Source organism: Actinomyces oris (assembly GCF_001937665.1).
Taxonomy (GTDB): Bacteria; Actinomycetota; Actinomycetes; order Actinomycetales; family Actinomycetaceae; genus Actinomyces; species Actinomyces stomatis.
In genome coordinates this window covers 43,197-68,778 of sequence record NZ_MSKL01000014.1, presented here as the reverse complement: position 1 = coordinate 68,778, position 25,582 = coordinate 43,197, and the positions used below count along the sequence as shown (strand labels likewise).

Below are 25,582 nucleotides of genomic sequence, written 5' to 3'. Positions count from 1 at the left end.
TCACTGGTATTTCAACGAGTTCTGTGTCGATCTCTTTCGACACCCACTACTGTAGGAGACCATATGATCATCTGGAATCGTCATTTTGACGTAAAGTGATCATACGTGAGCACCTTCTCCCCCACCAGTCGTCAGCGTCAGATCCTCAAGAACCTGAGCACGACGACGGTCATGAGCGTGAACGCCCTGTCGCGACTCACCGATGTCTCCGGAGTGACGATTCGTCGCGATCTGGCGGAACTCGCGCACGAGGGTCTTGTCACCCGTGTTCATGGCGGCGCCCTGCGCGCACCTCGGCGCGGGGCCAGCCAGCCGATCTCCCTGCGCCGCAGCGAGGACCTGGAGGCCAAGAGGGTACTGGCCCGGGCCACAGCAGCACTTGTTGATGACGGGGAGAGCGTCATCATCGACAACGGAACCACCTGCGAGATGGTGGCCGAGAATCTCGTTGGGCGCGACATCCGAGCACTGTGCCTGTCACTGTCGGCCGCTGCGACACTGGCCTCCACGCCCGGCCCGGTCGTCACCGTCCCCGGAGGGATCGTCGAGACCGACACGCTGGCGATGCTGACGACGACCGCGGTCGACGCCGTGCGCCGTTTCCGCGCCGACGTCGCCATCCTGGGCGCCTGCGCCGTCTCCGCGCAAAGCGGCCTGACCTGCACCGAGGATCACGACGCCGTCCTCAAGGCGGCCATCATTGGTTCGTCATCTCGGTGTCTCATGCCCGCTCCGCCACGCAAGCTGACGCGTTCCTCCACCTACGGCTTCGGCGAGCTGAGCAACCTGGACACCCTGCTGACAACGACCGACATCGACCCGGAAACACTGACAGGCTTGCAGGAGGCAGGTGTGTCCGTCGAGGTGCACGACGTGTAGAGACCGTGTAGAGACGCGGTCCCACCCAGCAGTACGGTGGGGCCACGCCGTCAAGCGCAGCCCCACCGGGGAGTACCGGGGATCACTGAGTGCTTTCGCCGCCTCTCCTGCTCAGAAGGTAGGGCGCAGGGCGACGTCGTCGGAGTAGTCGGAGGCGACGAGCTCGACACGGTTACCCTCGGGGTCGAGCACGGTGGCCTCGTAGTAGCCGTCACCGGTCTCACGGGGCCCGTCAATGACCGGCACACCGGCCTCGGACATATTGGAGGCCAAACGGTCGACTTCCTCGCGTCCCGGCAGACCGAAGGAGACGTGAGCCCACCCCAGCCTCAGGTCCTCACACCCCTCGCCCAGCTCCGGACGGGTCATGATCTCCAGGCGAGTCCGCCGCTCGTCCGCGGGAGTCTCGGCGAAGTGGAGGATGTGGGTGCGCAGGCCGGTCTTCGGATTCTCGTAGAGGCCGTTGGCGTGCCCGTCGAACCAGTGGGAGTAGAAGTCGCGGGCGCTGTCGAGATCGGCGACCCAGATGGCAACGTGGTCGAGGTGCGGCATGATCGTTCCCTTCGTGACGGTGCGGAATCACTGTTAACGACCAGAGATAATCGTACGATCACTCTTCTCAACAGCGATTTTCTGCTGTTAATTCAACGGATTGGCTGACCACATCTCCGTTGACATCAACAATAAGAGACCATACGATCATTGTCATTGCTCGTTCTCCAGCAAAACGATCACCTCATCGCTGCCGATGCGGAGGAATCATGTCTGACAGTCCCCACGAGAGGCGCCGCACGATACTGCGCGCCCTGAGCCCCACCACGGTCCACAGTGTGCAGGCGCTGTCCCGGCTGACCGGGGTCTCGGTCATCACCATCCGCCGGGACCTGGCCGAGCTGGCCCATGAGGGCCTGGTGACCCGGGTCCACGGCGGAGCTCTGCGCGCACCACGCCGTGGGGCCGCCCGGCCGGCCTCCATGCGTCGCAGGCAGGACGTGGAGATCAAGCGCCGTCTGGCGCAGGCCACCGCCGAGCTCATCGAGGACGGGGAGGCGGTGATCATCGACTCCGGGACCACCTGCGAGATGGTGGCCGAGCAGCTCGCCGGCCGCGACATCCGGGTCCTGTGCCTGTCGCTGGGCGCCGGTGCGGCAGTGGCCTCCGTGCGTGGAGCCGCGGTGACCATCGCGGGCGGCCCGGTTGATCCGGAGTCCCTCTCCCTGTTCTCCGCCGAGGCGGTCGACGCGGTGCGCGCGTTCCGAGCCGACGTCGCAGTCCTGTCCACCTGCGCCGTGTCCACCCGTGAGGGCCTGACCGTCATGGAGTCCGACGATGCCATGGTCAAACGCGCCATCATGGCCTCCTCCACCCGACGCATTCTGCCGACCGCTCCGAGCAAGATCACCCAGACCAACACCTACCGGTTCGGGCGCATCGAGGACCTCGACGCACTACTGACAACAAGTCAGATCGCCCCCGACACCCTCGAGGAGCTGCGGGGCGCCGGGGTCGACGTCGTGCTGTGCGACTAACGGAGAACGACCGGGACCGGATCGAAGCGGAGCGGCTCAGCCCAGGAGTGCTGCGAGAGTGCAGACAACGACCAGCAACGGGAAGGTCCCCTGCTTGGCCGCCGCGCTGCGGTGGGGCGCCGACGCCAGGGCCAGGACGATCGCCGCCGCCAGCATGGCTCCGGTCCCGGCCAGCATCAGGGCCGCCCCGATCGCCGTGTGCCCCAGGGCTACGAGGACGACCCCGATGATCGCCTGGAGAGCCAGGAAGAGGTTGTAGAAGCCCTGGTTGAAGGCGTAGAAGGCGTGCGCCCTGGCCTCCTCGGGAGTGCCGCCGAAGGTCTTGCGGGCCAGAGGCCCCTCCCAGGCGATGGACTCCATGTAGAAGATGAGGACGTGGAGGGCGGAGGCCAGGACGGCGAAAACCATGGCAGCAGTCAGCACGATTTCTCGATTCATGAGGACGAGCAGAAACCGGAACCTCAACTGCCCCACCGCTGTCGTTATTCCGGGGGACGATCCCCGGAACCTTCCCGGCTCAGGAGGAGGCCTGCTTGGTCACCCAGGCGATGAAGTTCTCCTCCCCGGTGCCGGTCAGCTCGGCCATCGTGTGCCCCTGCCCCCAGATGGTGGCGAAGTCGACGCTGTCGGCTCCGGCCTGCTGGAGCGCCAGGGCCAGGTTGACCTCCACGGTGGAGGCGGTGTCGCCCTGGGTGATGCCGGTGCGGATTCGCCAGGCCGGGGCGATGGTCGAGGTGCCACGCCCCTTGGAGTCCTGGGTGAGGTAGTAGAGGGGGTCGTACATCGACACGCGCGTGGCCATGTCGGTGCCGACCGAGTCCTTCGTAGCCAGGTCCTTCTCGTAGGCGGTGGCACCGTAGTCGTCGCTCCAGCCGGACAGCCCCGAGTACCTCGACTGCCCCTTGGAGATGACCTCGCGGCTCAAGGAGGAGAAGTGCAGCTTGCTCTCCCCCGAGCCCATGACGAGGTTCTCGGTCTGTCCCCGATCGACGCCGTCGAAGGCCCCCACATCCTTGGAGGCGTTCTTCTGGGAGGCGACGAAGCCCTGCAGGCCGGTGATCGTCGCAGTCTTCTTGGAGGCGTCATAGGTGACCCACTGCGAGGATGAGTTGAGGAAGGCGATGTACTCCTCCACCGTGTTGTAGGTGGTGGACTTGCTACTGCCCTTGCTGCCGCCTCCGGACGCCCCGCCCTTGGGAGGCGTGCCACCGCCATCACTGGGCGGAGTTCCCGACGGCGCACCGCCACCCCCGCCGGGCTCCATCCCCGCCATCTCGGTGGACGAGGGCGTGTACGGAAAGGTCGTGGCCGCCAGGAAGTCGTTGAGGGACTTCTGGATGACCGCGACGAGATGGTCGTAGTAGGAGCCGGCCAGGTAGGTGCCTTGGGAGGAGGACTCCAGGGTCAGGGGCTTGCCCTGGGCGTCAGTGAGCTTCAGCCCATTGAGGTAAGCGGGGAAGGCGGCCGCGAGGTCATGGGAGTAGGCCCGCGTCCAGGTGCCCTCGGCCCGAGTATCGGAGGAGGCGAACTGCCCCATGTTCCACTCGTAGGCGGCGTTGGCGCTGTCCAGGCTGGTGATCGGGCACCAGCACATGGCTCCGGCGACGGCGTCGGACAGAGCCTTGCCACTGGTGTCAGTGGTGGCGGCACCCAGAGCGGCCAGGTAAGGGGCGAACAGCTCGCTGTCCCCTGAGGCCCCTGCGACGGCGCTCTGCGCCCCTCCTCCGCTGTGCCCGAAGACGTAGACCTTCGCTGCGTCGCCGGGCACGGAGGCGGAGTTGTAGCGCCGGTAGCGCACGGCGGCCTTGAGGTCGGTGACACCCCAGGGCGCGTTGCCGGAGTAGGTCTGGGAGTTGGAGTCCTTGCCGCGCAGGCCGGCGTGGACGTAGATGAAGCCGGCCTCCATATAGGCCTTGATGGTCTCGTAGGAGTACTCAGTGGGCGGCTTCTGGGCGGAGTACCCCGGGGTGTTGACCGGGAAGACGGTGGGTGCGGTGGCGGCGGTGAAGCTGCCGACGGTGCCGGAGGCGTTGATCGTGGCCGTGTAGGTGCCGTTGCCGTTGTCGGTTCCCTTGAGATAGGCGCCGGGCACGTAGATGCCCAGGGTCTCATAGTCCGAGGCCTGGGGAGTGGTCACGTAGCGCAGCCCCAGCTGGTAGTAGACCTTGTGGTCCGCGTCGTAGCGCCAGGCCGTGTTGTCCAGGGCGAGCTTCGTGTCGGTGGGCGCCTGCGACGATGCCGTGGCGGAGGCCTGCGCGGTGGCCCCTCCCGTGGAACAGGCGCCCAGGCCCAGGAGTCCCGCCGTGGCGGGCAAGGTGGTGAGGATAGTGCGTCGTGGCAGGTTCATCGTGCTTCCCTCCGGCACAGTCGGTGGCGTGCCTCGCTCGGGTGTCTGCGTACGTGACTAGCACATCACCTTAAGGCAAGGACGACCCCAGGACGTGGCTGTGCCGCTTCTGTGAGTCGGCATCCGCCTGATGGCGAGCGCATGGGGCGCCACTCGCCCGAACGACGACGGCGCCGCCCTCGTGTGAAGGGCGGCGCCGTCGTCGGATTGAAGAACAGCCCTGAGGCTCAGTCCTCAGCGGCGCTGGGGTGCGTCATGTCCATGGGGACGACCCACTTGTCGAACTCCTCGGCGGTGACGAAGCCGAGCTCGAGGGCGGACTCGCGCAGGGACAGGCCCTTGTGGTGCGCGTTCTTGGCGATCTTGGAGGCCTTGTCGTAGCCGATGTGGCGGTTGAGGGCGGTGACCTGCATGAGGTTGGTCTCCAGGTTGGCCTCGATCCGCTCGGTGTTGGGCTCAATGCCGTAGGCGCAGTTGGTGTCGAAGGAGACGCAGGAGTCACCCAGAAGCTGGATGGACTCCAGGACGCACCAGGCCATGACCGGCTTGAAGACGTTGAGCTGGAAGTTGCCCTGGGATCCGGCGAAGCCGACGGTGGCGTCGTTGCCGAAGACCTTCGTGGCCACCATGGTCATGGCCTCGCACTGGGTGGGGTTGACCTTGCCGGGCATGATCGAGCTGCCGGGCTCGTTCTCCGGGATGAGGAGCTCGCCGATGCCGTTGCGGGGGCCGGAGGCGTACCAGCGCACGTCGTTGGCGATCTTCATGAGGGCGTCGGCCAGGACCCGCAGTGCGCCGGAGACCTGGACCAGGGCGTCGTGGGCGCCCAGGGCGGCGAAGAGGTTGTCCGCCTGGGTGAACTCGATGCCGGTCTCCTCGGAGATCTTCTTGGCGCACAGGGCACCGAACTTCGGGTGGGCGTTGAGGCCGGTGCCGACGGCGGTCCCGCCGATGGCGAGCTCGCGGGCGCGGGAGTCGGCGTAGCGGATGCCGTCGAGGGCGAAGTCGATCTGGGCGACCCAGCCGCTGATGACCTGCCCCAGGGTGATGGGGGTGGCGTCCTGCAGGTGGGTGCGGCCCACCATGACGACGTCGGCGTATGCCTTGGCCTTGGTGTCGAGGGTGTCGCGCAACTGCTGGACACGCGGGTACATGGCGGCCAGCTCGTTGACGACGGCGATGTGCATGGCCGTGGGGAAGGTGTCGTTGGAGGACTGGCCGCGGTTGACGTGGTCGTTGGGGTGGACCGGGGTCTTGGAGCCGCGCTCACCACCGGCCAGCTCGATGGCTCGGTTGGAGATGACCTCGTTGGAGTTCATGTTGGACTGGGTGCCCGAGCCGGTCTGGAAGACCACGAGCGGAAACTCGGCGTCGAGGTCACCGGCGATGACCTCATCGCCGGCCTTGGCGATGAGCTCGGCGATGTCGGTGGGCAGCTCGCCGAGCTCGGCGTTGGCCAGGGCGGCGGACTTCTTGAGGATTCCCAGGGCCTTGATCATGGGGCGGCCCCACACGAAGGTCTCACGGCCGATGTCGAAGTTGTGCAGACTCCGCTCGGTCTGGGCCCCCCAGTAGCGGTTGGCATCCACCTCGATGGTGCCCATGGAGTCGGATTCGGTACGGGTCGTGACAGCCTGGTCTGGCGTCTTTGCATCAGTTGTCATAGGTGCAAGGTTAGGCGCTCATGGTCCCCGCCGTGCGAGGACGGGCGTCCCAGGCACGTCTCAGATCGCTACCGGCCGACATCACCGAAGGCGCATCACACGGGTCGCAGCTGCTCCAGGGCCAGGTCAAGCAGATCCGCAAGATGCTCATTGCCGTCAATGGTCCGGGGCTCATGGAGATGACCCGTGATCTGCAGGGCAGCGAGCCCATGAAGCAGAACCCAGACGACGGTGGCGATCTCACGGGTGGGGCCGGGGCGCAGCAGACCAGCATCCTGAGCCTGAGCGACGAGCTCACCGACGGCGGCCATGGCGTCGTCAGCGGCCTCCTCCAGCCCTGAGTCCGGCTCGGCAATCGGAGCGTCTCCGAAGACCAGCTGGTAGTGGTGGGGACACTCGACCGCATAGTCGATATAGGCCCAGCAGCCGGCGCGCAACCGCTGCCACGCATCCCGATGCCGCTCCGAACCGTGACGAATCCGCTCTGCGATCTGCCGCAGTGTCCGTCCCGCCAGGGCACGCATGAGCGCGGCCTTATCCGCGTAGTGACGATAGGGCGCCGAGCGGGACACACCCGCAGCTTCTCCAACGGCGCGCAGCGTCACCGACTCAGGCCCCCTGTCCTCGAGCAGCGCTGCAGCGGCGTCGAGGATGGCGGCACGCGTCGGACCTGGATCACGAGGGCTCACGACTCAAGCATACCCACATGTTGACATAGTCAACTTTCCGGCTATGCTGACATTGTCAACTTAACTTGAGGAGAGGAATGAGTCATGACCGACACCACCCAGACCGGCGCCGACTTCGACGCGAACTACCTGCGCACCTGGACTGAGCCCGACGCCGCTAAGCGCCTTGCACTCATCGAGCAGATGTGGGCCCCGCACGGGTCGCTGCACATCTCCTCACCCACCTTGACCGTCACAGGAACAGCCGACATCGCCGAGCACATCAACCGCGTCCACAACGACCGCATTGCAGGCCAGGGCCTGACCTTCAGCTATGACCAGCGCATGGAGTCCGGCGACGCAGTATTGCTGCGCTGGTCGATGACCGCCCCAAGTGGCGACGTCATCGGACGCGGAGTCGACACCGTCTTCCGCGACATCGACGGCAAGGTGACACGCGCCTACATGTTCATGGGCGTGAGCTGACCCGAGGGAGCTCCAGCGACCCGACTCGACGCCGACAGCTCAGGACATCGCCGCCAGCACCGCCTCGATGCCGGCGGCGATCGTCGTGTGCGCGGCGGCCGCGAGGCGGACGACCTCGTCGGGCTCGGTGGGCGCCTGCGCGAAGGACAGGTCGGAGACGATGCTCATGCCGGCCACTCGCACACCGAGCTGGTGCAGGGCGATGGCCTCCAGGACGGTGGACATGCCCACGCAGTCGGCACCGATGGACTCCAACATCCGTGTCTCCGCCATGGTCTGGTACTCCGGGCCGCGTAGAGCGGCGTAGACGCCTGACCTTTCTGAGACACCGCCCAGGATGTCGGCGAGCTCGTCGTCCCACACGCAGCGAACGTCGGTGAAGACCGGGCCGTCGAAGGGCGAGGAGCCGGTGAGGTTGAGGTGGTCGGTGATCACCATGACCTCGCCGATCCTCCAGCTGCGCAGGCATCCGCCGGCGTTGACCAGGACGGCCCCGCGTACGCCGGCAGCGGCCGCGATCCGGGCCAGGGCGACCACCGGCCCGGGTCCGTGTCCCTCATAGAGGTGGGTTCGTCCGTGGGCCACGAGCACGCGCCGCCCTCCCCCGCCCACCTTCTGGCCACGACTGACGACATAGGAGTCGAGGCGATCCTCATGTCCCGGCGCAACCGGGACGAGGACACCGGGCAGATCGGACAGGCGCAGGCTCGCGGCCGGCTCACCCCAAGCGGCCACGGCGTCAGCTGCACCGGATCCCAGGACCACCAGGAGGTCGTGGCAAGGCACGCCGGTACGTCGGGCGATCTGATGGGCGCCTTCCATGGCCGAACCGGGGCCTTCCGCTCCGGCGGAGGCGCTCAGGGCCTCCAGACGCTCAGACTCGAGGGTGAAGATGGACGTACGGTCATTCACGAACGGGCCTCCTGGCGGGCCACTCGGCCTCGACCAAGGGCGAGGTGCCCGAGCACGCCGATGAGCAGGGCGACCAGCACGCCGAGGTTGGCTCCGGCCCAGGCCCCCTCGCGGCCTCCTAGAGGCCCGAGCAGATAGCCCTGCCAGGACAACCAGGAGGCGGCCGAGTTGACCACCAGCCCCCAGCCGACGACGGAGCCGGCCGCCACCAGGGCGATGGCCTCCCAGTTGACTGAGCCGTAGACGCCGTCGGGCGTGAAGAGAGCCTCCTCGTCGTAGTCGCGGCGACGCATGATGACCTCGGCGACCATGACGCCGGCCCAGGCGGCGATGACGACTCCCAGGGTGGTGAGGAACCCCTGGAAGGGACCGAGGAAGTCATCGGCACCGAAGATGACGGCAATGGTGCCCGCAGTCATGATGGCGGCGTCGATCGAGGTGGCCACATGCCGGCGCACCGGCAGACCAGTGGCCAACAGGGACAGACCTGAGGAGTACAGGTCCATGATGATGCCTCCGGCCAGCCCGAGGATGGCGACGACCGCGAAGGGGACGAGGAACCATGTGGGCAGGATCGTGGTCAGAGCACCGATGGGGTCGGCGTTGATGGCCTGTCCGAGCTCGGCGTCGGACCCCACCAGGAGGATGCCGAAGAAGACGAGCACCACGCAGGGCAGGGCCGATCCCAGCGTGGTCCAGCCGATGACGCCGGCCGTCGAGGCCTTGCGAGGAAGGTAGCGGGAGTAGTCGGCGGCGGCGTTCACCCAGCCGAGGCCGAAGCCTGTGGCCACCATGACCAGGGCTCCGACGAAGGCCGCAGGACCCCCGGAAGGCAGCGCCAGGATTGTGCGGAAGCTGATCTGGGGAGCGACGAGGACGAGGTAGATGATCGTGAGGATCGCGGTGGCCCAGGTGATCCAGGTCTGGACCCTCATGATCGCCTCGAAGCCAAGGATGCCGGCGCTGGCGGCCAGGCCAACGGTGAGCAGGAAGCCGAGGATCTGGGCCCCGACCTGGTTGTGCCAGCCCAGGGCCTGGAACACCGTTGCCGAGGCCAGGGTGGCCGAGACGCACAGGACGGTCTCCCAGCCGACTGTGAGGATCCAGGACAGCGCCGCGGACAGGCGATTGCCGTTGTAGCCGAAGGCCGCTCGGGACAGGGCCAGGGTGGGGGCGCTACCTCGCTTGCCCAGGACGGCCACGACACCGCACAGGAGGAAGGAGATGATGACGCCGACGCTGCCCGCGACGACCGCCTGCCAGAAGGACAGTCCGAATCCGAGGACCCAGGCGCCCCAGGACAGTCCCAGAACGGAGATATTGGCCGCGAACCAGGGCATGAAGAGATCACTCGGCCGCCCCTTGCGATCGGACTCGGAAATGACGTCAAGACCGGCGTTCTCGACGCGGGTAGCGGTGGATGCGTCAGCAGCGCTGCTCATGGGTGATCGACCTCAGTGTCGTTATCGGGAGGCTCTCGAACGAGAGGTGTATGAAGTCTATGCGTTTTCAGGTGTGGCGGACGACGCCGAAGAGACGAGCACCCCACCCCGAGAATAGGGTGTGCCACACATTTCAGGTGATCTCCATAGAAACTCCCACTAGATACTGAGCGCTGTCTCAGATGCACACATGTATAGTCTATCTGTCCTCCACGTCTCCGCCTCGCGGAGACTCACCATGGAAAGGAGCTCTCATGAGCGACAACGGAACCTTCGACAGGATCACCGGCAAGGCGAAGGAGGCCGCGGGCAAGATCACCGGTAACAAGGAGACCGAGACCGAGGGCAAGCTCCAGCAGGCCGAGGGCAAGGTCAAGGAGGTCGCCGAGGACGCCAAGGACGCCATCCAGGGCGCGGTCAACCGCCTCAAGGGCGACAAGTAGAGCGTCGCGCAATACGCCGAGCGCCCAGCCTCCCGAAGGAGGCTGGGCGCTGTTCTGTTGCCGATACCGGCGTCAGCTTTCCGCAGGAATGAGCGTCGGCGCCACGTTGACCACGCTCTGCGAGGGGTCGGCCTGACCCCAGGAGTTGTTCCCCCAGGTCCAGGTTCCCTTGTCGACAGTGGCCCAGGTGTCATAGCCGGAGGTGCCGATCTGGGTGGCCCCGTCGATCTTGTCCACCTGCACCAGCCCTGACGGGGTGTCGGAGACAGTGCCGTTGACCTGTCCGTAGCGGTTGGAGCCGAAGCACCAGACTGCTCCCCCGGTGAGTGCGCAGGTGTGCTCGTAACCTGAGACGAGCTCGGTGGGGACGGCCGGCAGCTGACCGACCTTGACGGCCTGATTGACCAGCGCCTCATCGGTCTTCTTGCCGAGCTGGCCGACCTCGTTGGCCCCCCAGGCGTAGACCGTGCCCGAATCGTCCACGGCGACGGCGAAGCCCTTGCCCACGCTCAGGGCTGAGACCTTGACCTTCTCCAGCCCGGGCACCGCCGTCGGCGAGACACGTGCGCCCTGGGTGTTGGCCTGTGCGTCAGCGCCCCAGCAGGAGACTCCGGTGCCGCTGGAGGAACAGACGAAGGAACCGCTGCCGGCACGCAGGGACGTCGGCTTCGTGGCGGCGGGGGCTGCCGCTGCGGAGGGCGACGACGGAGTCGCCGCCTCCTTGCTGGGCCACAGCCAGTGACCTCCCAGAGCGCCTCCGGCCAGCCCGAGAAGAAGCACGCCAGCCGCCACGACCGGGAGGACCCACCCGCGGCGTGGAGCACTGCTGGAGTACTGGGTGGTGCCGCCCTGGGGCGCCTCCATCTCAGTCACCGCGGGCAGCGGCTGAAGCCTGTAGCCCTGTGGTTGAGGCTGCGTCGGCGTCGCCATCTGCGGCTGGGGCGGTCCTGCCGCGGTGGGCTGAGTCGCCCCGTAATCCGCAGCCCCGTAGTCCACGGTGCCGCCACCGACGTCGTCGCCTCTGAATGGGTCATCAAAGGCCACCAGGTTTCCAGGCGCCCCGTACGAGGGCGCGGGCTCCTGAACGGGTACCTGCTGCTGAGCAGGCGAGTACCCGGCTGGCTGCTGAGGGGGATATCCGGCAGAGGCTGCGATCTGTTCGAGCTGTGCACGCTGCTCAGGTGTCCAGGCGCGTCCGGCGGCGAGGGCCTCCTGAGCCCGTTCAGGACTGCCGCCGATGAACCACAGCACCCTGTCCCCGTCGAGCATCCGGTCATCCATGGGCCAGACCTCTCCTCAACGTCAAGGACCGATGCGCGTCAGTACGTCAGCCTACGGCGCGCCATGAGCATGGCAGCGCCCGTCGCACCGGTGCCCAGCACCATCCAGGCGGCGGTCGTCCCCGCACCGGTCTGTGCGAGGGTGGAGCGACCTGCGCTGGTGGCGCCGCCCTGGCGGGGAGCCGCGGCCTGCTCGTCGCGGGGAGCGGCGGCCTGCTCACCGGAGACGTCCGCGGAGCCCGGGGCTGCACCCTCCTCGGAGGCCGCGGGAGCGCCGCCCTCAGCGGGCTGCTCGGGCGCCTGCTCCTGAGGGGCCTGCTGCTCGGGAGCGGCCTCAGGGGCGGCGGAGTCGCCCTGCTGCTGGTCACCCTGGTTCTGCTGGGGCTGCTCGGCCGGCGCCTCCGGCTTGTTCTGCTGCTGCGCCGCAGCATTGTTGGCACCGGAGGCCTGGGGGTCGACCTTGCCGGCGTCGTCCGCCGGAGCGGGCGCCGGGGCAGGTGCGGGAGCGGGCTTGTTGCCTTCAGGGCTGGGAACGGCGGGGGCGGGCGTATTGGGCTGCGGGGCGTCAGCCTTGGCCTCACCGGCCTGCGACGCCGCCTGCTCGGCAGCAGGGGCGGGGTCCGTCTCAGCAGCAGCCGCGCCGACCGGGACGACGGACAGGGCTACGGCCGCGGACGCGGCCATCCATACGCTTCGCTTCATGGGAACTCCTTCAGGACTTAAGAGCCATGGCTCTCACGTCGGGTTACGAGGATGTGGATACGGCCACCTTACCCGGCGCAGCCCCGGTCCTGTCACGCCACCGACACGGGCACCACTCCCACTGTTGGACACCTCACATATCGGTGCGTCGGGATGACGGGAGTCAGACCCTCAGCCCCAGCGCTCTCATACGTGAGACGGCCCCCTGGGAGAGTACCGAGTGGAGCTGCTCCTGAGCCATCGAGCCGAGAAGCTCGGGGAACTGCCCCAGGAGCCTCTGGAAGGTTCCGATCTCCTCACCGATGACGCGCCGGCCCCACAGCCCCAGTCGGGCAGCCAGCTGCGGGTCGGCTGCGATGACCTCCTCCAGCTCGGCGACGGCGTACGTACCGATCGGATCCTGGCTGAGCTCGTGGACGAGTCCACTGCGCAGGAGATCGTCCAGGGACTCGCTCAGCGCCATCCCGAAGTCGATGAACAGCCCGAAGGTGATGTAGGTCTTGAGCAGGCGTTCGGCCCAGTCCAGTGGCCGCAGCCGCTCGTCGAAGTCGCCCAGGACGTCAGTGAAGCGCTCGGCCGCCCCCAGGGCGTCGATGCCGTGGGTCGACGCCAGGGCCACGACTCGGTCGAAGGAGGCGACCTCCCAGGCGCTCATGCGCAGCAGGTCAACCCGGGCCGTCATCCGCGGAGCCCGGTCGGCGTCCTTGGCGTAACGGGTGCAGGCCGCCGTCCTGGAGATCGCGACGACGCCGACGACGGACAGCTCGTGAGGGCCGACCTGCATCGGAGTGGAGGCACTGGGCTGAGGTGAAGGAGTCGGCATCTGAGGCATGACCATCATCGTAGCCAGCACATCCTCGCCGAGCAGCCTTGCCGTGGCGCCCGCCTCAGCCGCCACTGTCCTGATCGTGGTTTCGTGGCCCCACGAGCAGTGCCACAACGGCGACGAGCGCGGTCAACAGCACTCCCACCCAGGCACTGAACCGGTCAGGGGGAGCCATGAGCCAGGCCCACCACTTCGCCTCGTTGAAGGCGTCGATGCCCGCCATCCAGTTGCCGGCCACCAGCAGCGTCACCGCCACACCGGCCGCTCGCGCTCCCACCCACATGGACAGTCCCAAGCCAACGGACACGAGGAACAGGCTGTTGCGCCCGAAGGTGGGGACGCCCGCCGCCCAGGCGAGGAGACTGGTCAGTGCAACCACCGCCCCATCACATCCCAGCAGAACGCCCAGTACACGCAGGCGACCTCGAGCAGACACCGTCTCCCTGACCCCCACTGCGGCCGCAGAGCTCACAATGAAAAGTGCGGGGAAGACTGGAAGCACATTTGTCACGACCGCGCGAACGTTCAGCCTTCCGGGCACTGGTACCGGCTGCTTGGGGACGACAACGCACAGGAGTGCCGTCACAAGGCAGACCCCTGCGACCTGACGCACTCGGAGATATCCGAGGGCCGCCCGCCACGGTCGATCGACACACCCCCGCGGCCGCCCGCACCAGCTCCGCACCCGAGTCAGCGGCACTGTTGAAGCCTGTGGATCGACTCACGCAGGAGCGAGTCCTGCTGATCGGTGGTCATTGACGCCAGATCCACTCCGCTGCCCGCATAAGGGGCCTCGCCCTTGACTCTCACACTGAACCAGTCCCAGATCACCGGCAGCGGGTCATTCTCACGGTCTCCTCCCCAGGTGGGGCACTTGTTGTCGCTGAGTGAATGGATGAAGGAGTTGCGCAGGGTCTGGTCATTCGGGCTCACAACATCACTGGAGTCAATGACCAATAGGTCCTGCGAGGACTCGCCCGTACCTTGCACGACCCGGTCAGGCACCTCGACTCCGGCGGCCTCCAATGCCTGGTAGTAGGGAGTCAGGACGGCTCGAACATCATGTGCCCGGCCATCGTATCCGCGGACGAGGCAGATCTCAGGATGCCCGCCTTCACAGACGAGCTGAGATGACGGATCGCTCGTGTAGCGCTCCCCCGCGCCCAGGACACCGACTACTGAAGCCGCTACGGCTACCGCACTGAGAACCGCACACGTCCTGAAGCGCCGCGACATGACGAGAACACATGCACCAATCAGGCAGGAGGCAAGTAGCGTCAGGGATAGATAGAGGGCGGACTGCCAGGCGATAAGCCGCAGAGAGACCTTCAGTCCGATGAGGCTCCCAGAGGCGCCCCCGGTGGAGACGAGCCCGGACAACGACCCGTTCCCTATCACATAGCCCATCATCATGAGGCCGAAGGCGCCTGTCGCAGTGAGTCCCGGAGTCACTTTCGCCGGGAACCGCCACCCTGCGAGGGCGCCGACGGAGCACCCGAGCGCGATGAGAAGAAAGAGCGGCACCAATGAGACAAGGTCACTCCATCGAGGGAGCAGTCCTGCAGTTCGATGAAGAACCCACCCGCCCACAAGAACGAGGGACAGAAGGACACTTGCCACCGCAACCGACCAGACGATGACGACGATAGAGAGTACCGCCCTCACTCCTCTGGGTGCCACAGATATCAGATCACGAGCCGTCGCCAACCTGCTTGCCTCGAAGGCCGACACGCCGGCACACAGCGGCACGATGAAAATTGATGAGAACGTGAGTGTCTCAACTGCCCAGAGCCACTCGAACTCCCAGTGCCATGACCTGCCGAAAGAATTGAGGACAATAATCAGAAGCAGGCACGGCCCCCAGTAACGGGTCGCCATACACGTCAGCATGTACTGCCATAACGGCCGTGGCACCCTATCGACCACCATCACCACTCCCGTCTCGAGCGCCGATGAGCGCAGAGAGGGAGGACTCAAGTCGCAGACGACGACCACCCTGCACCTCGTCGCCCGCACGGCCCTCCAGCTCGTCAACACTGCCGCTCCACACCAGCCGCCCTTGCGACAGCACGTGGACACGGTCCGCCAGCAGGTCGACATCATCCGTGTGATGGGTGGAGAGAAGGATCGCCGACTCTTGAGACAATCGCGATATCGCAGCCCGGAATGACGCCTGCTGCGTCAGGTCCAGACCGGAGGTGGGCTCATCCAGAAGCACCAGCGGTGGCTGATGGATGACTGCCTGCCCCAGCAGAACACGTTGACGCGTCCCCCCTGACAGCGACCCGAGCGGCTGGTCCACGACATCAGTGAGATTGAAACTGGACACGACGTCGTCAACCGCCTTGCGAGCATCGCCCTTCCCCATCTCCTGAAGCCACGCGGCATAGAAGAGCGCGTCCACGACGGTGAAGCCTCCCGGAAATGAAGGAATCTGAGGGAGGTACCCCATGTTCCTTCTTGCCCGCCGAAGCCCTGGACGCAGATCCACACCAGCCACCGAAACCGCTCCGGAGACCAGTGGAACCAACCCCAGTACTGCGCGCAGTAGAGTAGACTTGCCACTTCCGTTCGCCCCCACGAGAGCCGTCACACCGGAACCGCAGGACAGGGACACCTCGCGAAGCACAGGTTTTTTTCGCAGACTGACATGCAGATTATCGACATCAAGGATAGAAATAGACATGCTTTTCAGTACTCGATTGATCAGTAGTCAAAGGCGGGACCGGCATTGCTGAACAGCAATCAAGCACAGGAACCTCTCGCCTGCACACAGACCACCGCCCCCTGACAGGCAAACGACACGCTCACACCCATCCTGCAGCTACTCTATAAACACACTCGAACACCATTCATTTTTGACCACCAAACTCCTGACAACAACCCCGGTCAGCAATTTTTCAATGAACTGCCAGAGAGGTCTTACTTGAAGTCCACCTCAGGTCGACGCGAAAGCGGCAGTAGATTCAGCCCAGCCCCTCTCTCAGCACGCAGCCCCCTCCCCTCTCCTAGCGGCGCCGTGACATCACCCACACTCAAGGCGTCATGGTGATGCCCAACGACGCGAATACGTTGGAAAGCCGCTACGCTGACGGCGTCCACGGTTGCCCGGTCGTCAGATGGACTCAGATATGACTCGCGATCGGCTACCACATCCGACGGCGCCAACGCCCACGCAGCGCACCCGACTGTGCGCGCGAGCGACAGCCGCGCCGGAACGGATCAACCCGATCAGAAGACAAGGAACCTCGTGAGCAACGAGCACCACGGGGCCGACGCCGTCGAGCCCGACAACAACTCCACAGACGACCAGACCGCCATCGACGGCACCGACGCCGGTGCCACTGCCACCACGTCCGGGATCATCGAGACGGCCGGCGCCCACGCCCCCGTGCTGGACGAGGCCACTCCCGACATCACCGATGAGGGCGAGCAGACCGATCTGAGCCGCAGGACCTTCGCCGACTTCGGTGTCGAGCCGGAGATCTGCGAGGCCCTGGCCGCCAAGGGCATCACCCACCCCTTCCCCATCCAGGCCCTCACCCTGCCGGTGGCCCTGGAGGGGCAGGACATCATCGGCCAGGCCAAGACCGGAACCGGAAAGACCCTGGGCTTCGGCATTCCCCTGCTCATGGACACCCTGGGCCCCGGGGAGGAGGGCTGGGACGAGGACCCCGCCTCCGGGAGCCCCCAGGCCCTGGTCATCCTGCCCACCCGTGAGCTGGCCAAGCAGGTCGCCGAGGAGCTGTCCACGGCTGCGGCGAAGCGCACCGTGCGCATCGTCCAGGTCTACGGCGGGCGCGCCTACGAGCCCCAGATCGAGGATCTCGAGCGGGGGGCCGAGGTCGTCGTAGGGACGCCCGGCCGTCTCATCGACCTCATGGAACGCGGCGTGCTGGACCTGGCGCACGTCACCACCGTCGTCCTGGATGAGGCCGACGAGATGCTGGACCTGGGGTTCCTGCCGGATGTGGAGAAGATCCTGGCCCGCACCCGCGCCGACCGGCACACGATGCTCTTCAGCGCCACCATGCCCGGCGCCGTGGTTGCCCTGGCGCGCCGCTACATGACCCGCCCCACCCATATCCGCGCCCAGGACCCGGGCGATGAGGGCATGACCGTCCAGACAGTCCAGCAGGTCGTCTACCGCACCCACTCGATGAACAAGGTGGAGGTCGTCTCCCGGATCCTCCAGGCCGAGGGCCGCGGACGCACCATCATCTTCGCGCGCACCAAGCGCACGGCGGCCCGGGTGGCCGACGACCTGCGCGCCCGCGGCTTCGCCACCGCGGCCCTCCACGGCGACCTCGGCCAGGGAGCCCGCGAGCAGGCCCTGCGCGCCTTCCGCAACAGCAAGGTGGACGTCCTCGTCGCCACCGACGTGGCCGCCCGCGGCATCGACGTCGACGACGTCACCCACGTCATCAACTACCAGTGCCCCGAGGACGAGAAGATCTACGTCCACCGCATCGGACGCACCGGCCGCGCCGGCAACTCCGGCACGGCGGTCACCTTCGTGGACTGGGACGACGTGCCGCGCTGGCGGATCATCGCCAAGGCCTTAGGCCTGCCCATCGAGGAGCCGGTGGAGACCTACCACACCAGTGAGCACCTGTTCTCCGACCTGTCGATCCCGAAGAAGGTCACCGGCCGCCTCCCCCGCCACAAGCGCACCCTGGAGGGCTTGGACGCCGAGGAGATCGAGGATCTGGGTGAGACCGGCAGGCGCGGACGGAAGCAGTCCGGCCGGCAGGGCGGGCGTGCGGAGCGCGGCCGGGGCCGCGGCGGTCGGGACGCCAAGCGCGGTGAGCGCTCCCGGCGCTCTGCCGACGGTGAGGCGAAGCCACGGCGCAAGCGCACCCGTAAGCGCACTCGCGGCGGTCGCCCTGTTGACGGCTCGACCGGCGAGTAGGCTCACCTAGGTCTCAGACCGCCGACCAGCAGCGGCTCAGGGCGAGCCCGGGTCAGAGACGGGTCTCCAGGAAGGCGAAGACACCGTCGGCCATGATCTGGACGGCGATGGCCGCCAGGAGCAGTCCCATGACCCGGGTGAGGATCCGGATGCCGGAGGCGCCCAGCACCCGGTTGAGCCCCAGGGAGAAGCGCAGCGAGGCCCAGATGGCGATGTGCGTGCCGATGATCGCGACCGTCACGGAGACCCATCCGGCCACTCCACCTCCCGTGGTGTCCACGGCGACCATCGCCGCAACGATGGCACCGGGGCCGGCCAGCAGGGGTGTGCCCAGGGGCACGAGGGCGGCGTTGGCGGTGACGGCGTCGGGGTCGGGGCTCTCGTCGACTTTGTCGGTCAGAAGCTCCAGGGCCACCAGGAGCAGCAGCAGTCCGCCCGCCACTTGGAGGGATGGGACCGAGATGCCCAGGAACTTCAGGATGTAGCGACCGAAGACCGCGAAGAGCACGATGACGGCGAAGGAGACGACCGTGGCCTGGCGTGCGGAGGCGGCGCGCTCGGCGGGGGTCTGCCGAGAGGTCAGGGACAGGAAGATCGGGATGGCGCCCAGGGGGTCCTGAATGACCAGGAGCGTCGTGAAGGTCGTGGCGAAGACCGTGGAGTCGAAGACGGACTGCAGCATGGTGTTTTTCTATCACCGGCACTCGGTGGGCGTCTGGTGCCGTGGTCGGTCGTGCGTCAGGGTCGGATGAGGTCGAGAGCGCCCTCCTCGAGGATCCGCTCCAGCAGGTCGGGCGGCATGAGGTTCTCCCCCAGGCGGTTGGGTTTACCGGTGCCGTGGTAGTCCGAGGCCCCCGACAGTCCCAGCCCCAGGCGCTGGGCCAGGAGGCGAACCTGCTCGCGCTGCTCGGGGCCGTGGTCGCGATGGTTCATCTCCAGGGCCGCCAGGCCGGCCTCGGCCATCTCGGCGAAGGTCTCATCGGGCACGAGGCGGCGCTGGCGTGAGGAGGCGCGCGGGTGGGCCGCCACCGGGACTCCGCCGGCGGCGCGCACCAGGCGGCAGGCCTCCACCGGGTCCAGCGCCCAGTGGTGGACGTAGTAGGGCGAGCCGGTGGCCAGCGGCCCGGCGAAGGCGGCGTTGCGATCAGGGAAGGAGCCGGCCGCCACCAGGGCGTCGGCGATGTGGGGCCGGCCGATCGTGTGGGAGTCGGCCGACTGGGAAAGGACGTCCTCCCAAGTGACCGGGTAGTCCTGGCTGAGGCGCTCGACCATCTGCTGCGCCCGGCTGTCACGCGAACGGCGGGCGTGGGCGAAGGCGGCCTCCAGTCCAGCGTCGTCGGCCCGGTGCAGGTAGGACAGCAGGTGGAGGGTGACCCCGTCCGCGGCGCAGGAGATCTCGGTGCCGCGCAGCAGGGCGACGCCGGTGTCCGGGACGGCCCGGGCCGCCTCGTCCCAGCCGGCAATCGTGTCGTGGTCGGTCAGCCCGACGACGTCGAGGCCGGCCCTGGCCGCCTGAACCATGAGCTCGGCGGGCGAGTCGGTGCCGTCGGAGCAGGCCGAGTGGGTGTGGGGATCGATGCGCACCGTGACAGTGTAGGGAGGCGTGGAAGACTGGACGACATGAGCGAGCTGAGCCGAATGACGGATACCGCGCCTGCCACGCAGCGCACCGACGACGCCCCGGTCCGCTTCGGGATGATCGGGGCCGGTTTCATCGCCCGGTGGTTCGCCGAGGCCGTCTCCGGCGAGCCTGCCGCCCAGATCGTGTCCGTCACCTCCGCCCACCGCGAGCGCGCCGTCGCCTTCGCCGCCGAGCACGGGATCCCGTATGCCCACTCCTCGCTCGAGGAGATGCTCGCCGCCCACGGCCCGGGCTCGAAGGCCCCGATCGACGTCGTCTACGTGGGCTCGCCCAACTCTCTGCACGCGGAGCATACGATCGCGGCGCTGGAAGCCGGTTTCCACGTTCTGGTGGAGAAGCCCTTCGCGCTGACGTCCACCCAGGCCCACGCAATGGTGGAGGCGGCGCGGGCCGCCGACCGTTTCCTCATGGAGGGGTGGCTCTCCGCCTTCGAGCCCGGGGTGGCTCGGCTGCGCGACCAGCTGCCGCGGCTGGGGCGGCTGCACCGGGTGGTGCTGTCCAAGGAGCAGTTCTCCTCGCGGATGGAGGCCTACCGCTCCGGCGGCCTGCCGCCGGCCTTCGACCCGGCACTGGGCGGCGGCTCCCTCATGGACCTGGGCATCTACCCGGTCAGCCTGGCCATCCACCTCTTCGGTGAGCCGGACCGGGTGACGGCCACGGGAGCGCTGCTGGACTGCCGTGTCGACGCACGAGGCACGGTGGTCCTGTCCTACGACTCCGGTGAGCACGCCGGGCTGGAGGTCGTCTGTCTGCACTCCAAGACCTCCCCGGGGACGGATTCGAGCTTCGCCGGGGACCACGATGTGCTGAGCATCGACGACTGCCAGTGGCCCCGGCGCATCGAGCTGCGCGGCCCGGCGGCGGTGAGGGGCGCGGACGAGGACCTGTCGGTCGAACGTGGCGCTGCGCGGCCCGGCCACCAGCTCGCCTACGAGCTGGCCGAGGTGTGCCGCCTGGTGCGCGCCGGCGCGCGCGAGTCCGATCTGCACCCGCTGAGCCGCTCGGTGGCGGCGGTCGGGGTTCTGCAGGAGGCTCGCCGCCAGGTGGGGGTTCGTTTCCCGGCCGATGAGCAGGGCTGAACCGCCTCAGGGATCCTGACTCCCCCGCCGCTCAGCACCGACAGGGGCTCAACAGTGGGATGATGCCCCTATGGCATCGACTTCTCCCGCAGACACCCACCCGTCCGACGAGGCCCCCGCCTCCTCGCAGGAGGCCCCCCAGTCCTTGGCGGCGCGAGGCTCCAACCGCTCCCGCCAGCCCGACAACCAGGCCTTCAGGGACTTCATCGGCTCGGGCTGGGGCCCCCGACCTGAGGGGCTGCCCGCCCGCAGCGAGGCGGCACCGTGGGCGGCGGCCCGGCGTGAGGCCCTCGGAAGGCTCTTCCCCGGCGAGCGTCTGGTGCTGCCCGCGGGTGCTCTCAAGGTGCGCAACAACGACTGCGACTACCGGTTCAGGCCCCACAGCGCCTTCGCCCACCTGGCCGGAACCGGCACGGACTTCGAGCCTGACGCCGTGCTCGTCCTGGACCCGCTCACCTCTCAGGGCCAGGACGCGGGCTGCTCGGACAACGCGGATGGTGCCGCCCCGACGCATGAGGCGGTCCTCTACTTCCGGCCCCGCGCCTCGCGCTCCAGCCAGGAGTTCTACGGCGACCCCCGCTATGGCGAGCTGTGGGTGGGCGTGCGCCCCTCCCTGGAGGAGGTCGAGTCGTCCACCGGCATGCGCTGCGCCCACATCGACTCCCTGCCCGATGCGCTGGCCAAGGACGCCGGTCCCGGCGCAGTGCGGCTGCGTGTCGTCGCCGAAGCCGATGAGTCCGTCACCGCCCTGGTGGCCACCACCCGCCAGCAGGTCGGGCTGGAGACCGGCGAGGCCGCAGCGGAGGTCGACGCCGGCCTGGCCGAGGCCGCCAGCGAGCTCCGCCTGGTCAAGGACCCCTGGGAGATCGACCAGCTGCGTGCCGCCGTCGCCGCCACCAAGGCCGGCTTCGACGACCTCATCCGCTCCATCCCCCGCGCCCGCGGCCACTGGCGCGGTGAGCGGGTCCTGGAGGGGGCCTTCGGCGCCAAGGCCCGCGAGGAGGGCAACGGCCTGGGCTACGACACGATCGCCGCGGCCGGCAACCACGCCAACACCCTGCACTGGATCAACAACGACGGCGCCGTCGAGCCCGGCCAGCTGGTCCTGGTCGACGCCGGTGTCGAGGTCGACTCGCTCTACACCGCCGACGTCACCCGCACGATCCCGGTCGATGGCCGCTTCACCGAGGCTCAGCGCCGGATCTACCAGGCGGTTCTCGACGCCGCCGACGCCGCCTTCGCCCGTGCGGGCACGCCGGGCTGCCGCTTCAAGGACGTCCACGCCGCCGCCATGGAGGTGATCGCCGCCCGCCTGGAGGAGTGGGGGATGCTGCCCGAGGGCGTGAGCGCCGCCGACTCCCTGGCCCCCGAGGGCCAGTACCACCGGCGCTGGATGGTTCACGGCACCAGCCACCACCTGGGTCTGGATGTCCATGACTGCGCCCAGGCGCGCCGCGAGATGTACATGGAGGCCGAGCTCAGGCCCGGCATGTGCTTCACCATCGAGCCGGGACTGTACTTCCGTGAGGACGACCTGCTGGTGCCCGCCGAGATGCGCGGCACGGGCGTGCGCATCGAGGACGACGTCGTCGTGCGCGAGGACGGTAGCGTGGAGCGCCTCACTCAGGACGTGCCCCGCACCGTGGAGGAGGTCGAGGCCTGGGTGAGCGGGCTCATCGCCTGACTGACTGCTCGGTCACCTCCCTTGCCTCTCATCGTTATCCGCGAATAGCATCGCCGCATGACGATGAAACATGGACTGCTCCCCGAGGACCGCTCCCAGGACCACGGCGCCGTGCGCGAGGCCTCCACTGTGGCCTCCCTGCTCGACGTCCTGGGGGACGCCACACGTCTGGCGATCCTGCGTCACCTCCACGGAGGCGAGCACCGGGTGGTGGAGCTGACCGAGCACCTGGGCCTGGCCCAGTCGACCGTCTCCCAGCACCTGGCGATCCTGCGCAGCGCCGGCCTCATCTCCAGCCACTCCCACGGGCGGGCCAATGTCAGCCGGATCGAGAACCCCGAGGCCATTGAGCAGGTCCTCTCCGCGGCCGAGTCCCTGGCCGCCACCATCTCCGCGGACGCCGCGAGCCGGAGCAAGGAGCCCCTGTGAGCACCTCGGACGGCCACGAGCACCGCGACCATTCCCACGGGCACTCGCACAACCACGGCGCCAGGGCCTCGCGCGGACGGCTCCTGGTCGCCCTGTGCCTGTCGTCCACGGTTCTGGTGGCCGAGATCGTCACCGCTCTTCTCACCGGCTCACTGGCGCTGCTGGCCGATGCCGGGCACATGCTCACCGACGTCGCCGGTCTGGCAATGGCCCTGACGGCCGCCCACCTGTCCACGCGTCCGGCCACGGACCGCTCGACCTGGGGCATGCGCCGCGCAGAGGTCATCGGGGCCGCGCTCCAGGCGGGCATGCTCGCCGTCGTCGGCGTCTTCGTGGCCTTCAAGGCGGTCCACAACCTGCTGGTTGCCCCGCAGGTCGAGGCCTCCGGCATGCTCGTCATGGGCGTCATCGGCCTGGCCGCCAACGTCATCGCGCTGCTGGTCCTCTCCGGCGGCCGGGGGCATGACGGACAGAGCGAGAACCTCAACATGAGGGCCGCCCTCCTGGAGGTCCTCAACGACGCCCTGGGATCGGTGGGCGTCATCGTCGCCGCCGCCGTCGTGGCCCGCACCGGCTGGACCCGGGCCGACGCCGTGGCCTCCCTCCTCATCGCCGTCCTCATCCTGCCCCGGGCGGTGACGCTGCTGCGCTCGGCCCTGGGGGTCCTCATGGACTTCACCCCCAGGGAGCTGGATCTGGCGCGGGTGCGCTCGCACATGCTCGGCATCGACCATGTCGAGGAGGTCCACGACCTGCACGCATGGACCGTCGCCTCGGGCATGCCGGTGCTGACCGCGCACGTCGTCGTCCGCGACGAGTGCCTGCGTGACGGTCATACCGAGGAGATCCTCGACCGGCTCCAGGGCTGCGTGGCCGAGCACTTCCCGGTCAAGATCCAGCACGCGACCCTCCAGCTCGAGCCCGTCTCGCACCTCGAGCACGAGGTCGCCTACTGCTAGACCGGGGCTCAGGTACGGCGGTAGCGCTTCCGGGTCGGCTCAGGGATGTGAGCCGGCTCCCCGCCCTCGAGGTGCTCCCGGGCGAAGGCCAGGGCGCTGGCGAGCCCCTCGAGGCGCTGGGCGGCCGTCATGGACCGGGTGGTCACCTCAACGACGACCTGTCCCCCACCGGCCTCGAAGCCGGTGGCCACCAGGTGCTTGAGGACCCCGGCGCAGTCCTGGTTGCCCTGCCCAGGCAGCAGGTGGTCGTCCAGGGGCCCGGGCACGCCGTCGGTCAGGTGCAGGTGACGCAGCGTGGGCCCCAGCGAACGGGCCATGGCCAGGGCGTCGGAGCCGGAGGTGGCGGCGTGGGAGATGTCCAGCGTCACCGACTTGTACCCCTGCCCCACCGGGTCCCAGGTAGGTGAGTACGCCTGGAAGTCACGCGTGGAGTGGGCGTGGCGGGGCCGCCAGGTGAACATGTTCTCCACCGCCAGGTGGATGCCCGTGGTCGCCTCGCGCTGCGCGACCCCGGCGATGAAGGAGCGCGCGTAACGGGTCTGCCAGAAGAAGGGCGGGTGCAGCACCACCGTGGGGGCCTCGAGGTAGTGCGCCAGCTCGATGGAGCGGTCCACCTTGTCCCACGGATCCACGCCGAAGACGCCGCGGGTCACCAGCAGCGTGGGAGCGTGGACCGCCAGCACCGGCTGGTCGAACTTCTCCACCAGGGCCGCCAGCCGGATGGCGTCCTGGGATGCCTTCTCGCTCCAGACCATGATCTCGACGCCGTCGTAGCCCAGCTCCTGGGCGATGGCGAAGGTGTCGGGAACACTGCCGGGAACCACGCAGGCGGTCGACAGCCCCACCGGAATGCTCATCGCTGAACTCCCTCGTCCCTCAGCACTGGTCAGTTCTCGTCACCGGAGTCGGCCTCATCGCGGGTCTCCTGCGACGACGCCGACGCGCCCTGATCCTTCCGGTCCACCGGCCGTGGGGAACGCAGGAACGGGTCGTAGTCATCGGAGACGGTCGGGGCGTCGGAGGAGGCGCCGGCCGGGGTGGTGGGGGTCCGGTCGGGGATGCTGCTGCCGGGCTGCGGCAGCCGCACCCCGAAGCGGGGCTGCTCGTCAGGACGCGAGCCGAAGGCGGTGGGTCCGGAGGCCTCCTCCCGAGCCCGACGACGCTCCTGGGAGCGCCGCAGCGCCTCTCCTCCGCGTGAGAGGTTGCCCGGAACATCAGTCAGGGCCTGACTGGCCTCGTGGATCTCACGTGCGGCGATGATCGAGTAGCGTGAGGCCACAACCTGGCTGATGGAGGTGAAGTCGCGCCGCCCTCGGGTCAGGGCGTAGCTGAAGAGCTGGAAGACGATGCCCCACAGCACCCCCAGCAGGACACAGGCCCAGAAGCTGAGTCTGGGCCCGCTGCTGCTGGCCACCGACATGATGATGCCGAAGAACATGCCGATCCACAGGCCGTTCATGGCTCCTGACATCGCTGCGCGCCCCCAGCTCATACGCCCGGTGATGCGTTCGACCTGACGCAGGTCGGTGCCGATGATCGCCAGGTGCTGAACCGGGAAGCCCTGGTCCGACAGAGCGTCGACCGCCCTCTGCGCCTCGGGGTAGGTCGCGAAGGAGGCCACCTCCTCCCCCTGGGGCATGACACCACCACTGGACGAGGTCAGGGAGGACAACGGGCTCGGATTGGCGTTCATGGGGGC

General features: G+C 67.9%; 26 protein-coding genes. 9 read left to right on the top strand and 17 right to left on the bottom strand.

Annotated elements, in window-relative coordinates:
• The first annotated feature begins 105 nt into the window (after positions 1 to 105).
• Positions 106 to 879: a DeoR/GlpR family DNA-binding transcription regulator gene (locus tag BKH28_RS06635; protein WP_075418061.1), complete on the top strand. Its 774-nt coding sequence runs from the start codon at positions 106 to 108 to the stop codon at positions 877 to 879.
• A gap of 111 nt (positions 880 to 990) precedes the next feature.
• On the opposite strand, the gene BKH28_RS06630 is transcribed toward BKH28_RS06635, so the two are convergent.
• A complete protein-coding gene (locus BKH28_RS06630; RefSeq protein WP_075418060.1) occupies positions 991 to 1,431 on the bottom strand; it encodes a VOC family protein in 441 nt (146 codons plus the stop codon).
• Between the two features lie 209 nt (positions 1,432 to 1,640).
• Between BKH28_RS06630 and BKH28_RS06625 the strand changes: the two genes are divergently transcribed.
• On the top strand, positions 1,641 to 2,408 hold the full coding sequence (locus tag BKH28_RS06625; RefSeq protein ID WP_075418059.1) for a DeoR/GlpR family DNA-binding transcription regulator: 768 nt from the start codon (positions 1,641 to 1,643) through the stop codon (positions 2,406 to 2,408).
• A gap of 36 nt (positions 2,409 to 2,444) precedes the next feature.
• Here BKH28_RS06625 and BKH28_RS06620 read toward each other — a convergent pair whose 3' ends face one another.
• From BKH28_RS06620 to BKH28_RS06605, 4 genes are all read right to left on the bottom strand, one after another.
• Positions 2,445 to 2,831 carry a DUF1304 domain-containing protein gene (locus BKH28_RS06620; protein ID WP_075418058.1) on the bottom strand — a complete coding sequence of 129 codons (387 nt, stop codon included), beginning with the start codon at positions 2,829 to 2,831 and terminating at the stop codon, positions 2,445 to 2,447.
• A gap of 94 nt (positions 2,832 to 2,925) precedes the next feature.
• On the bottom strand, positions 2,926 to 4,755 hold the full coding sequence (locus BKH28_RS06615; RefSeq protein ID WP_075418057.1) for a subtype A tannase: 1,830 nt from the start codon (positions 4,753 to 4,755) through the stop codon (positions 2,926 to 2,928).
• A gap of 227 nt (positions 4,756 to 4,982) precedes the next feature.
• A complete protein-coding gene (fumC, locus tag BKH28_RS06610; protein ID WP_075418056.1) occupies positions 4,983 to 6,419 on the bottom strand; it encodes a class II fumarate hydratase in 1,437 nt (478 codons plus the stop codon).
• Between the two features lie 95 nt (positions 6,420 to 6,514).
• Positions 6,515 to 7,108 carry a TetR/AcrR family transcriptional regulator gene (locus BKH28_RS06605; protein ID WP_075418055.1) on the bottom strand — a complete coding sequence of 198 codons (594 nt, stop codon included), beginning with the start codon at positions 7,106 to 7,108 and terminating at the stop codon, positions 6,515 to 6,517.
• Positions 7,109 to 7,192: 84 nt separating this feature from the next.
• Between BKH28_RS06605 and BKH28_RS06600 the strand changes: the two genes are divergently transcribed.
• A complete protein-coding gene (locus tag BKH28_RS06600) occupies positions 7,193 to 7,573 on the top strand; it encodes a nuclear transport factor 2 family protein (RefSeq protein ID WP_075418054.1) in 381 nt (126 codons plus the stop codon).
• A gap of 39 nt (positions 7,574 to 7,612) precedes the next feature.
• On the opposite strand, the gene BKH28_RS06595 is transcribed toward BKH28_RS06600, so the two are convergent.
• Together BKH28_RS06595 and BKH28_RS06590 are read right to left on the bottom strand one after the other, a co-directional pair.
• The gene (locus BKH28_RS06595; RefSeq protein ID WP_430515699.1) at positions 7,613 to 8,395 is read right to left on the bottom strand and encodes a purine-nucleoside phosphorylase; all 783 of its coding nucleotides are present in this window, start codon (positions 8,393 to 8,395) and stop codon (positions 7,613 to 7,615) included.
• Between the two features lie 86 nt (positions 8,396 to 8,481).
• On the bottom strand, positions 8,482 to 9,927 hold the full coding sequence (locus BKH28_RS06590; protein ID WP_075418052.1) for a purine-cytosine permease family protein: 1,446 nt from the start codon (positions 9,925 to 9,927) through the stop codon (positions 8,482 to 8,484).
• 254 nt (positions 9,928 to 10,181) lie between these two features.
• On the opposite strand from BKH28_RS06590, the gene BKH28_RS06585 reads away from it, so the two are divergent.
• Positions 10,182 to 10,370 carry a CsbD family protein gene (locus BKH28_RS06585; protein WP_075418051.1) on the top strand — a complete coding sequence of 63 codons (189 nt, stop codon included), beginning with the start codon at positions 10,182 to 10,184 and terminating at the stop codon, positions 10,368 to 10,370.
• 72 nt (positions 10,371 to 10,442) lie between these two features.
• Here BKH28_RS06585 and BKH28_RS06580 read toward each other — a convergent pair whose 3' ends face one another.
• From BKH28_RS06580 to BKH28_RS06555, 6 genes are all read right to left on the bottom strand, one after another.
• Complete coding sequence (locus BKH28_RS06580; RefSeq protein ID WP_075418050.1) at positions 10,443 to 11,651, bottom strand: RCC1 domain-containing protein; 1,209 nt, start codon at positions 11,649 to 11,651, stop codon at positions 10,443 to 10,445.
• A gap of 38 nt (positions 11,652 to 11,689) precedes the next feature.
• Positions 11,690 to 12,352 carry a peptidase gene (locus tag BKH28_RS06575; RefSeq protein ID WP_075418049.1) on the bottom strand — a complete coding sequence of 221 codons (663 nt, stop codon included), beginning with the start codon at positions 12,350 to 12,352 and terminating at the stop codon, positions 11,690 to 11,692.
• A gap of 163 nt (positions 12,353 to 12,515) precedes the next feature.
• The gene (locus BKH28_RS06570; RefSeq protein WP_075418082.1) at positions 12,516 to 13,193 is read right to left on the bottom strand and encodes a ferritin-like fold-containing protein; all 678 of its coding nucleotides are present in this window, start codon (positions 13,191 to 13,193) and stop codon (positions 12,516 to 12,518) included.
• 46 nt (positions 13,194 to 13,239) lie between these two features.
• Positions 13,240 to 13,557 carry a hypothetical protein gene (locus BKH28_RS06565; RefSeq protein WP_075418048.1) on the bottom strand — a complete coding sequence of 106 codons (318 nt, stop codon included), beginning with the start codon at positions 13,555 to 13,557 and terminating at the stop codon, positions 13,240 to 13,242.
• Between the two features lie 311 nt (positions 13,558 to 13,868).
• Positions 13,869 to 15,056, bottom strand: coding sequence for a hypothetical protein (locus BKH28_RS06560; protein ID WP_143224090.1), 1,188 nt, complete (start codon positions 15,054 to 15,056; stop codon positions 13,869 to 13,871).
• A 37-nt stretch (positions 15,057 to 15,093) separates the two neighbouring features.
• Positions 15,094 to 15,864, bottom strand: coding sequence for an ABC transporter ATP-binding protein (locus BKH28_RS06555; RefSeq protein WP_081380068.1), 771 nt, complete (start codon positions 15,862 to 15,864; stop codon positions 15,094 to 15,096).
• 564 nt (positions 15,865 to 16,428) lie between these two features.
• On the opposite strand from BKH28_RS06555, the gene BKH28_RS06550 reads away from it, so the two are divergent.
• Entirely contained in the window at positions 16,429 to 18,090 is a 1,662-nt protein-coding gene (locus tag BKH28_RS06550; RefSeq protein WP_075418045.1) for a DEAD/DEAH box helicase, read from the top strand.
• 52 nt (positions 18,091 to 18,142) lie between these two features.
• Here the strand turns inward: BKH28_RS06550 and BKH28_RS06545 are convergent, their stop codons facing one another.
• Together BKH28_RS06545 and BKH28_RS06540 are read right to left on the bottom strand one after the other, a co-directional pair.
• Entirely contained in the window at positions 18,143 to 18,772 is a 630-nt protein-coding gene (locus BKH28_RS06545) for a MarC family protein (RefSeq protein ID WP_075418044.1), read from the bottom strand.
• 56 nt (positions 18,773 to 18,828) lie between these two features.
• A complete protein-coding gene (locus BKH28_RS06540) occupies positions 18,829 to 19,674 on the bottom strand; it encodes a PHP domain-containing protein (protein ID WP_075418043.1) in 846 nt (281 codons plus the stop codon).
• A gap of 36 nt (positions 19,675 to 19,710) precedes the next feature.
• On the opposite strand from BKH28_RS06540, the gene BKH28_RS06535 reads away from it, so the two are divergent.
• From BKH28_RS06535 to BKH28_RS06520, 4 genes are all read left to right on the top strand, one after another.
• Positions 19,711 to 20,811, top strand: a complete 1,101-nt coding sequence (locus BKH28_RS06535; RefSeq protein WP_075418042.1) for a Gfo/Idh/MocA family protein — start codon at positions 19,711 to 19,713, stop codon at positions 20,809 to 20,811.
• 70 nt (positions 20,812 to 20,881) lie between these two features.
• Complete coding sequence (locus BKH28_RS06530) at positions 20,882 to 22,495, top strand: aminopeptidase P family protein (protein WP_075418041.1); 1,614 nt, start codon at positions 20,882 to 20,884, stop codon at positions 22,493 to 22,495.
• A gap of 57 nt (positions 22,496 to 22,552) precedes the next feature.
• On the top strand, positions 22,553 to 22,924 hold the full coding sequence (locus tag BKH28_RS06525; protein ID WP_075418040.1) for an ArsR/SmtB family transcription factor: 372 nt from the start codon (positions 22,553 to 22,555) through the stop codon (positions 22,922 to 22,924).
• A complete protein-coding gene (locus tag BKH28_RS06520; RefSeq protein WP_075418039.1) occupies positions 22,921 to 23,883 on the top strand; it encodes a cation diffusion facilitator family transporter in 963 nt (320 codons plus the stop codon). Before BKH28_RS06525 ends, BKH28_RS06520 begins: the two co-directional genes overlap by 4 nt.
• Positions 23,884 to 23,891: 8 nt before the next feature.
• Here BKH28_RS06520 and BKH28_RS06515 read toward each other — a convergent pair whose 3' ends face one another.
• Together BKH28_RS06515 and BKH28_RS06510 are read right to left on the bottom strand one after the other, a co-directional pair.
• Complete coding sequence (locus BKH28_RS06515) at positions 23,892 to 24,740, bottom strand: sugar phosphate isomerase/epimerase family protein (protein ID WP_009395917.1); 849 nt, start codon at positions 24,738 to 24,740, stop codon at positions 23,892 to 23,894.
• Between the two features lie 29 nt (positions 24,741 to 24,769).
• Entirely contained in the window at positions 24,770 to 25,576 is an 807-nt protein-coding gene (locus tag BKH28_RS06510) for a general stress protein (protein ID WP_075418038.1), read from the bottom strand.
• Positions 25,577 to 25,582: the final 6 nt, after the last annotated feature.

Coding starts and splice junctions, on each gene's coding strand:
- BKH28_RS06615 (WP_075418057.1), bottom strand. CDS start 4,755: ATGAACCTGCCACGACGCACTATCCTCACCACCTTGCCCGCCACGGCG.
- BKH28_RS06525 (WP_075418040.1), top strand. CDS start 22,553: ATGACGATGAAACATGGACTGCTCCCCGAGGACCGCTCCCAGGACCAC.
- BKH28_RS06600 (WP_075418054.1), top strand. CDS start 7,193: ATGACCGACACCACCCAGACCGGCGCCGACTTCGACGCGAACTACCTG.
- BKH28_RS06560 (WP_143224090.1), bottom strand. CDS start 15,056: ATGGCGACCCGTTACTGGGGGCCGTGCCTGCTTCTGATTATTGTCCTC.
- BKH28_RS06580 (WP_075418050.1), bottom strand. CDS start 11,651: ATGGATGACCGGATGCTCGACGGGGACAGGGTGCTGTGGTTCATCGGC.
- BKH28_RS06630 (WP_075418060.1), bottom strand. CDS start 1,431: ATGCCGCACCTCGACCACGTTGCCATCTGGGTCGCCGATCTCGACAGC.
- BKH28_RS06555 (WP_081380068.1), bottom strand. CDS start 15,864: ATGTCTATTTCTATCCTTGATGTCGATAATCTGCATGTCAGTCTGCGA.
- BKH28_RS06570 (WP_075418082.1), bottom strand. CDS start 13,193: ATGATGGTCATGCCTCAGATGCCGACTCCTTCACCTCAGCCCAGTGCC.
- BKH28_RS06585 (WP_075418051.1), top strand. CDS start 10,182: ATGAGCGACAACGGAACCTTCGACAGGATCACCGGCAAGGCGAAGGAG.
- BKH28_RS06510 (WP_075418038.1), bottom strand. CDS start 25,576: ATGAACGCCAATCCGAGCCCGTTGTCCTCCCTGACCTCGTCCAGTGGT.
- BKH28_RS06575 (WP_075418049.1), bottom strand. CDS start 12,352: ATGAAGCGAAGCGTATGGATGGCCGCGTCCGCGGCCGTAGCCCTGTCC.
- BKH28_RS06535 (WP_075418042.1), top strand. CDS start 19,711: ATGAGCGAGCTGAGCCGAATGACGGATACCGCGCCTGCCACGCAGCGC.
- BKH28_RS06590 (WP_075418052.1), bottom strand. CDS start 9,927: ATGAGCAGCGCTGCTGACGCATCCACCGCTACCCGCGTCGAGAACGCC.
- fumC (WP_075418056.1), bottom strand. CDS start 6,419: ATGACAACTGATGCAAAGACGCCAGACCAGGCTGTCACGACCCGTACC.
- BKH28_RS06545 (WP_075418044.1), bottom strand. CDS start 18,772: ATGCTGCAGTCCGTCTTCGACTCCACGGTCTTCGCCACGACCTTCACG.
- BKH28_RS06530 (WP_075418041.1), top strand. CDS start 20,882: ATGGCATCGACTTCTCCCGCAGACACCCACCCGTCCGACGAGGCCCCC.
- BKH28_RS06595 (WP_430515699.1), bottom strand. CDS start 8,395: ATGGAAGGCGCCCATCAGATCGCCCGACGTACCGGCGTGCCTTGCCAC.
- BKH28_RS06515 (WP_009395917.1), bottom strand. CDS start 24,740: ATGAGCATTCCGGTGGGGCTGTCGACCGCCTGCGTGGTTCCCGGCAGT.
- BKH28_RS06625 (WP_075418059.1), top strand. CDS start 1,641: ATGTCTGACAGTCCCCACGAGAGGCGCCGCACGATACTGCGCGCCCTG.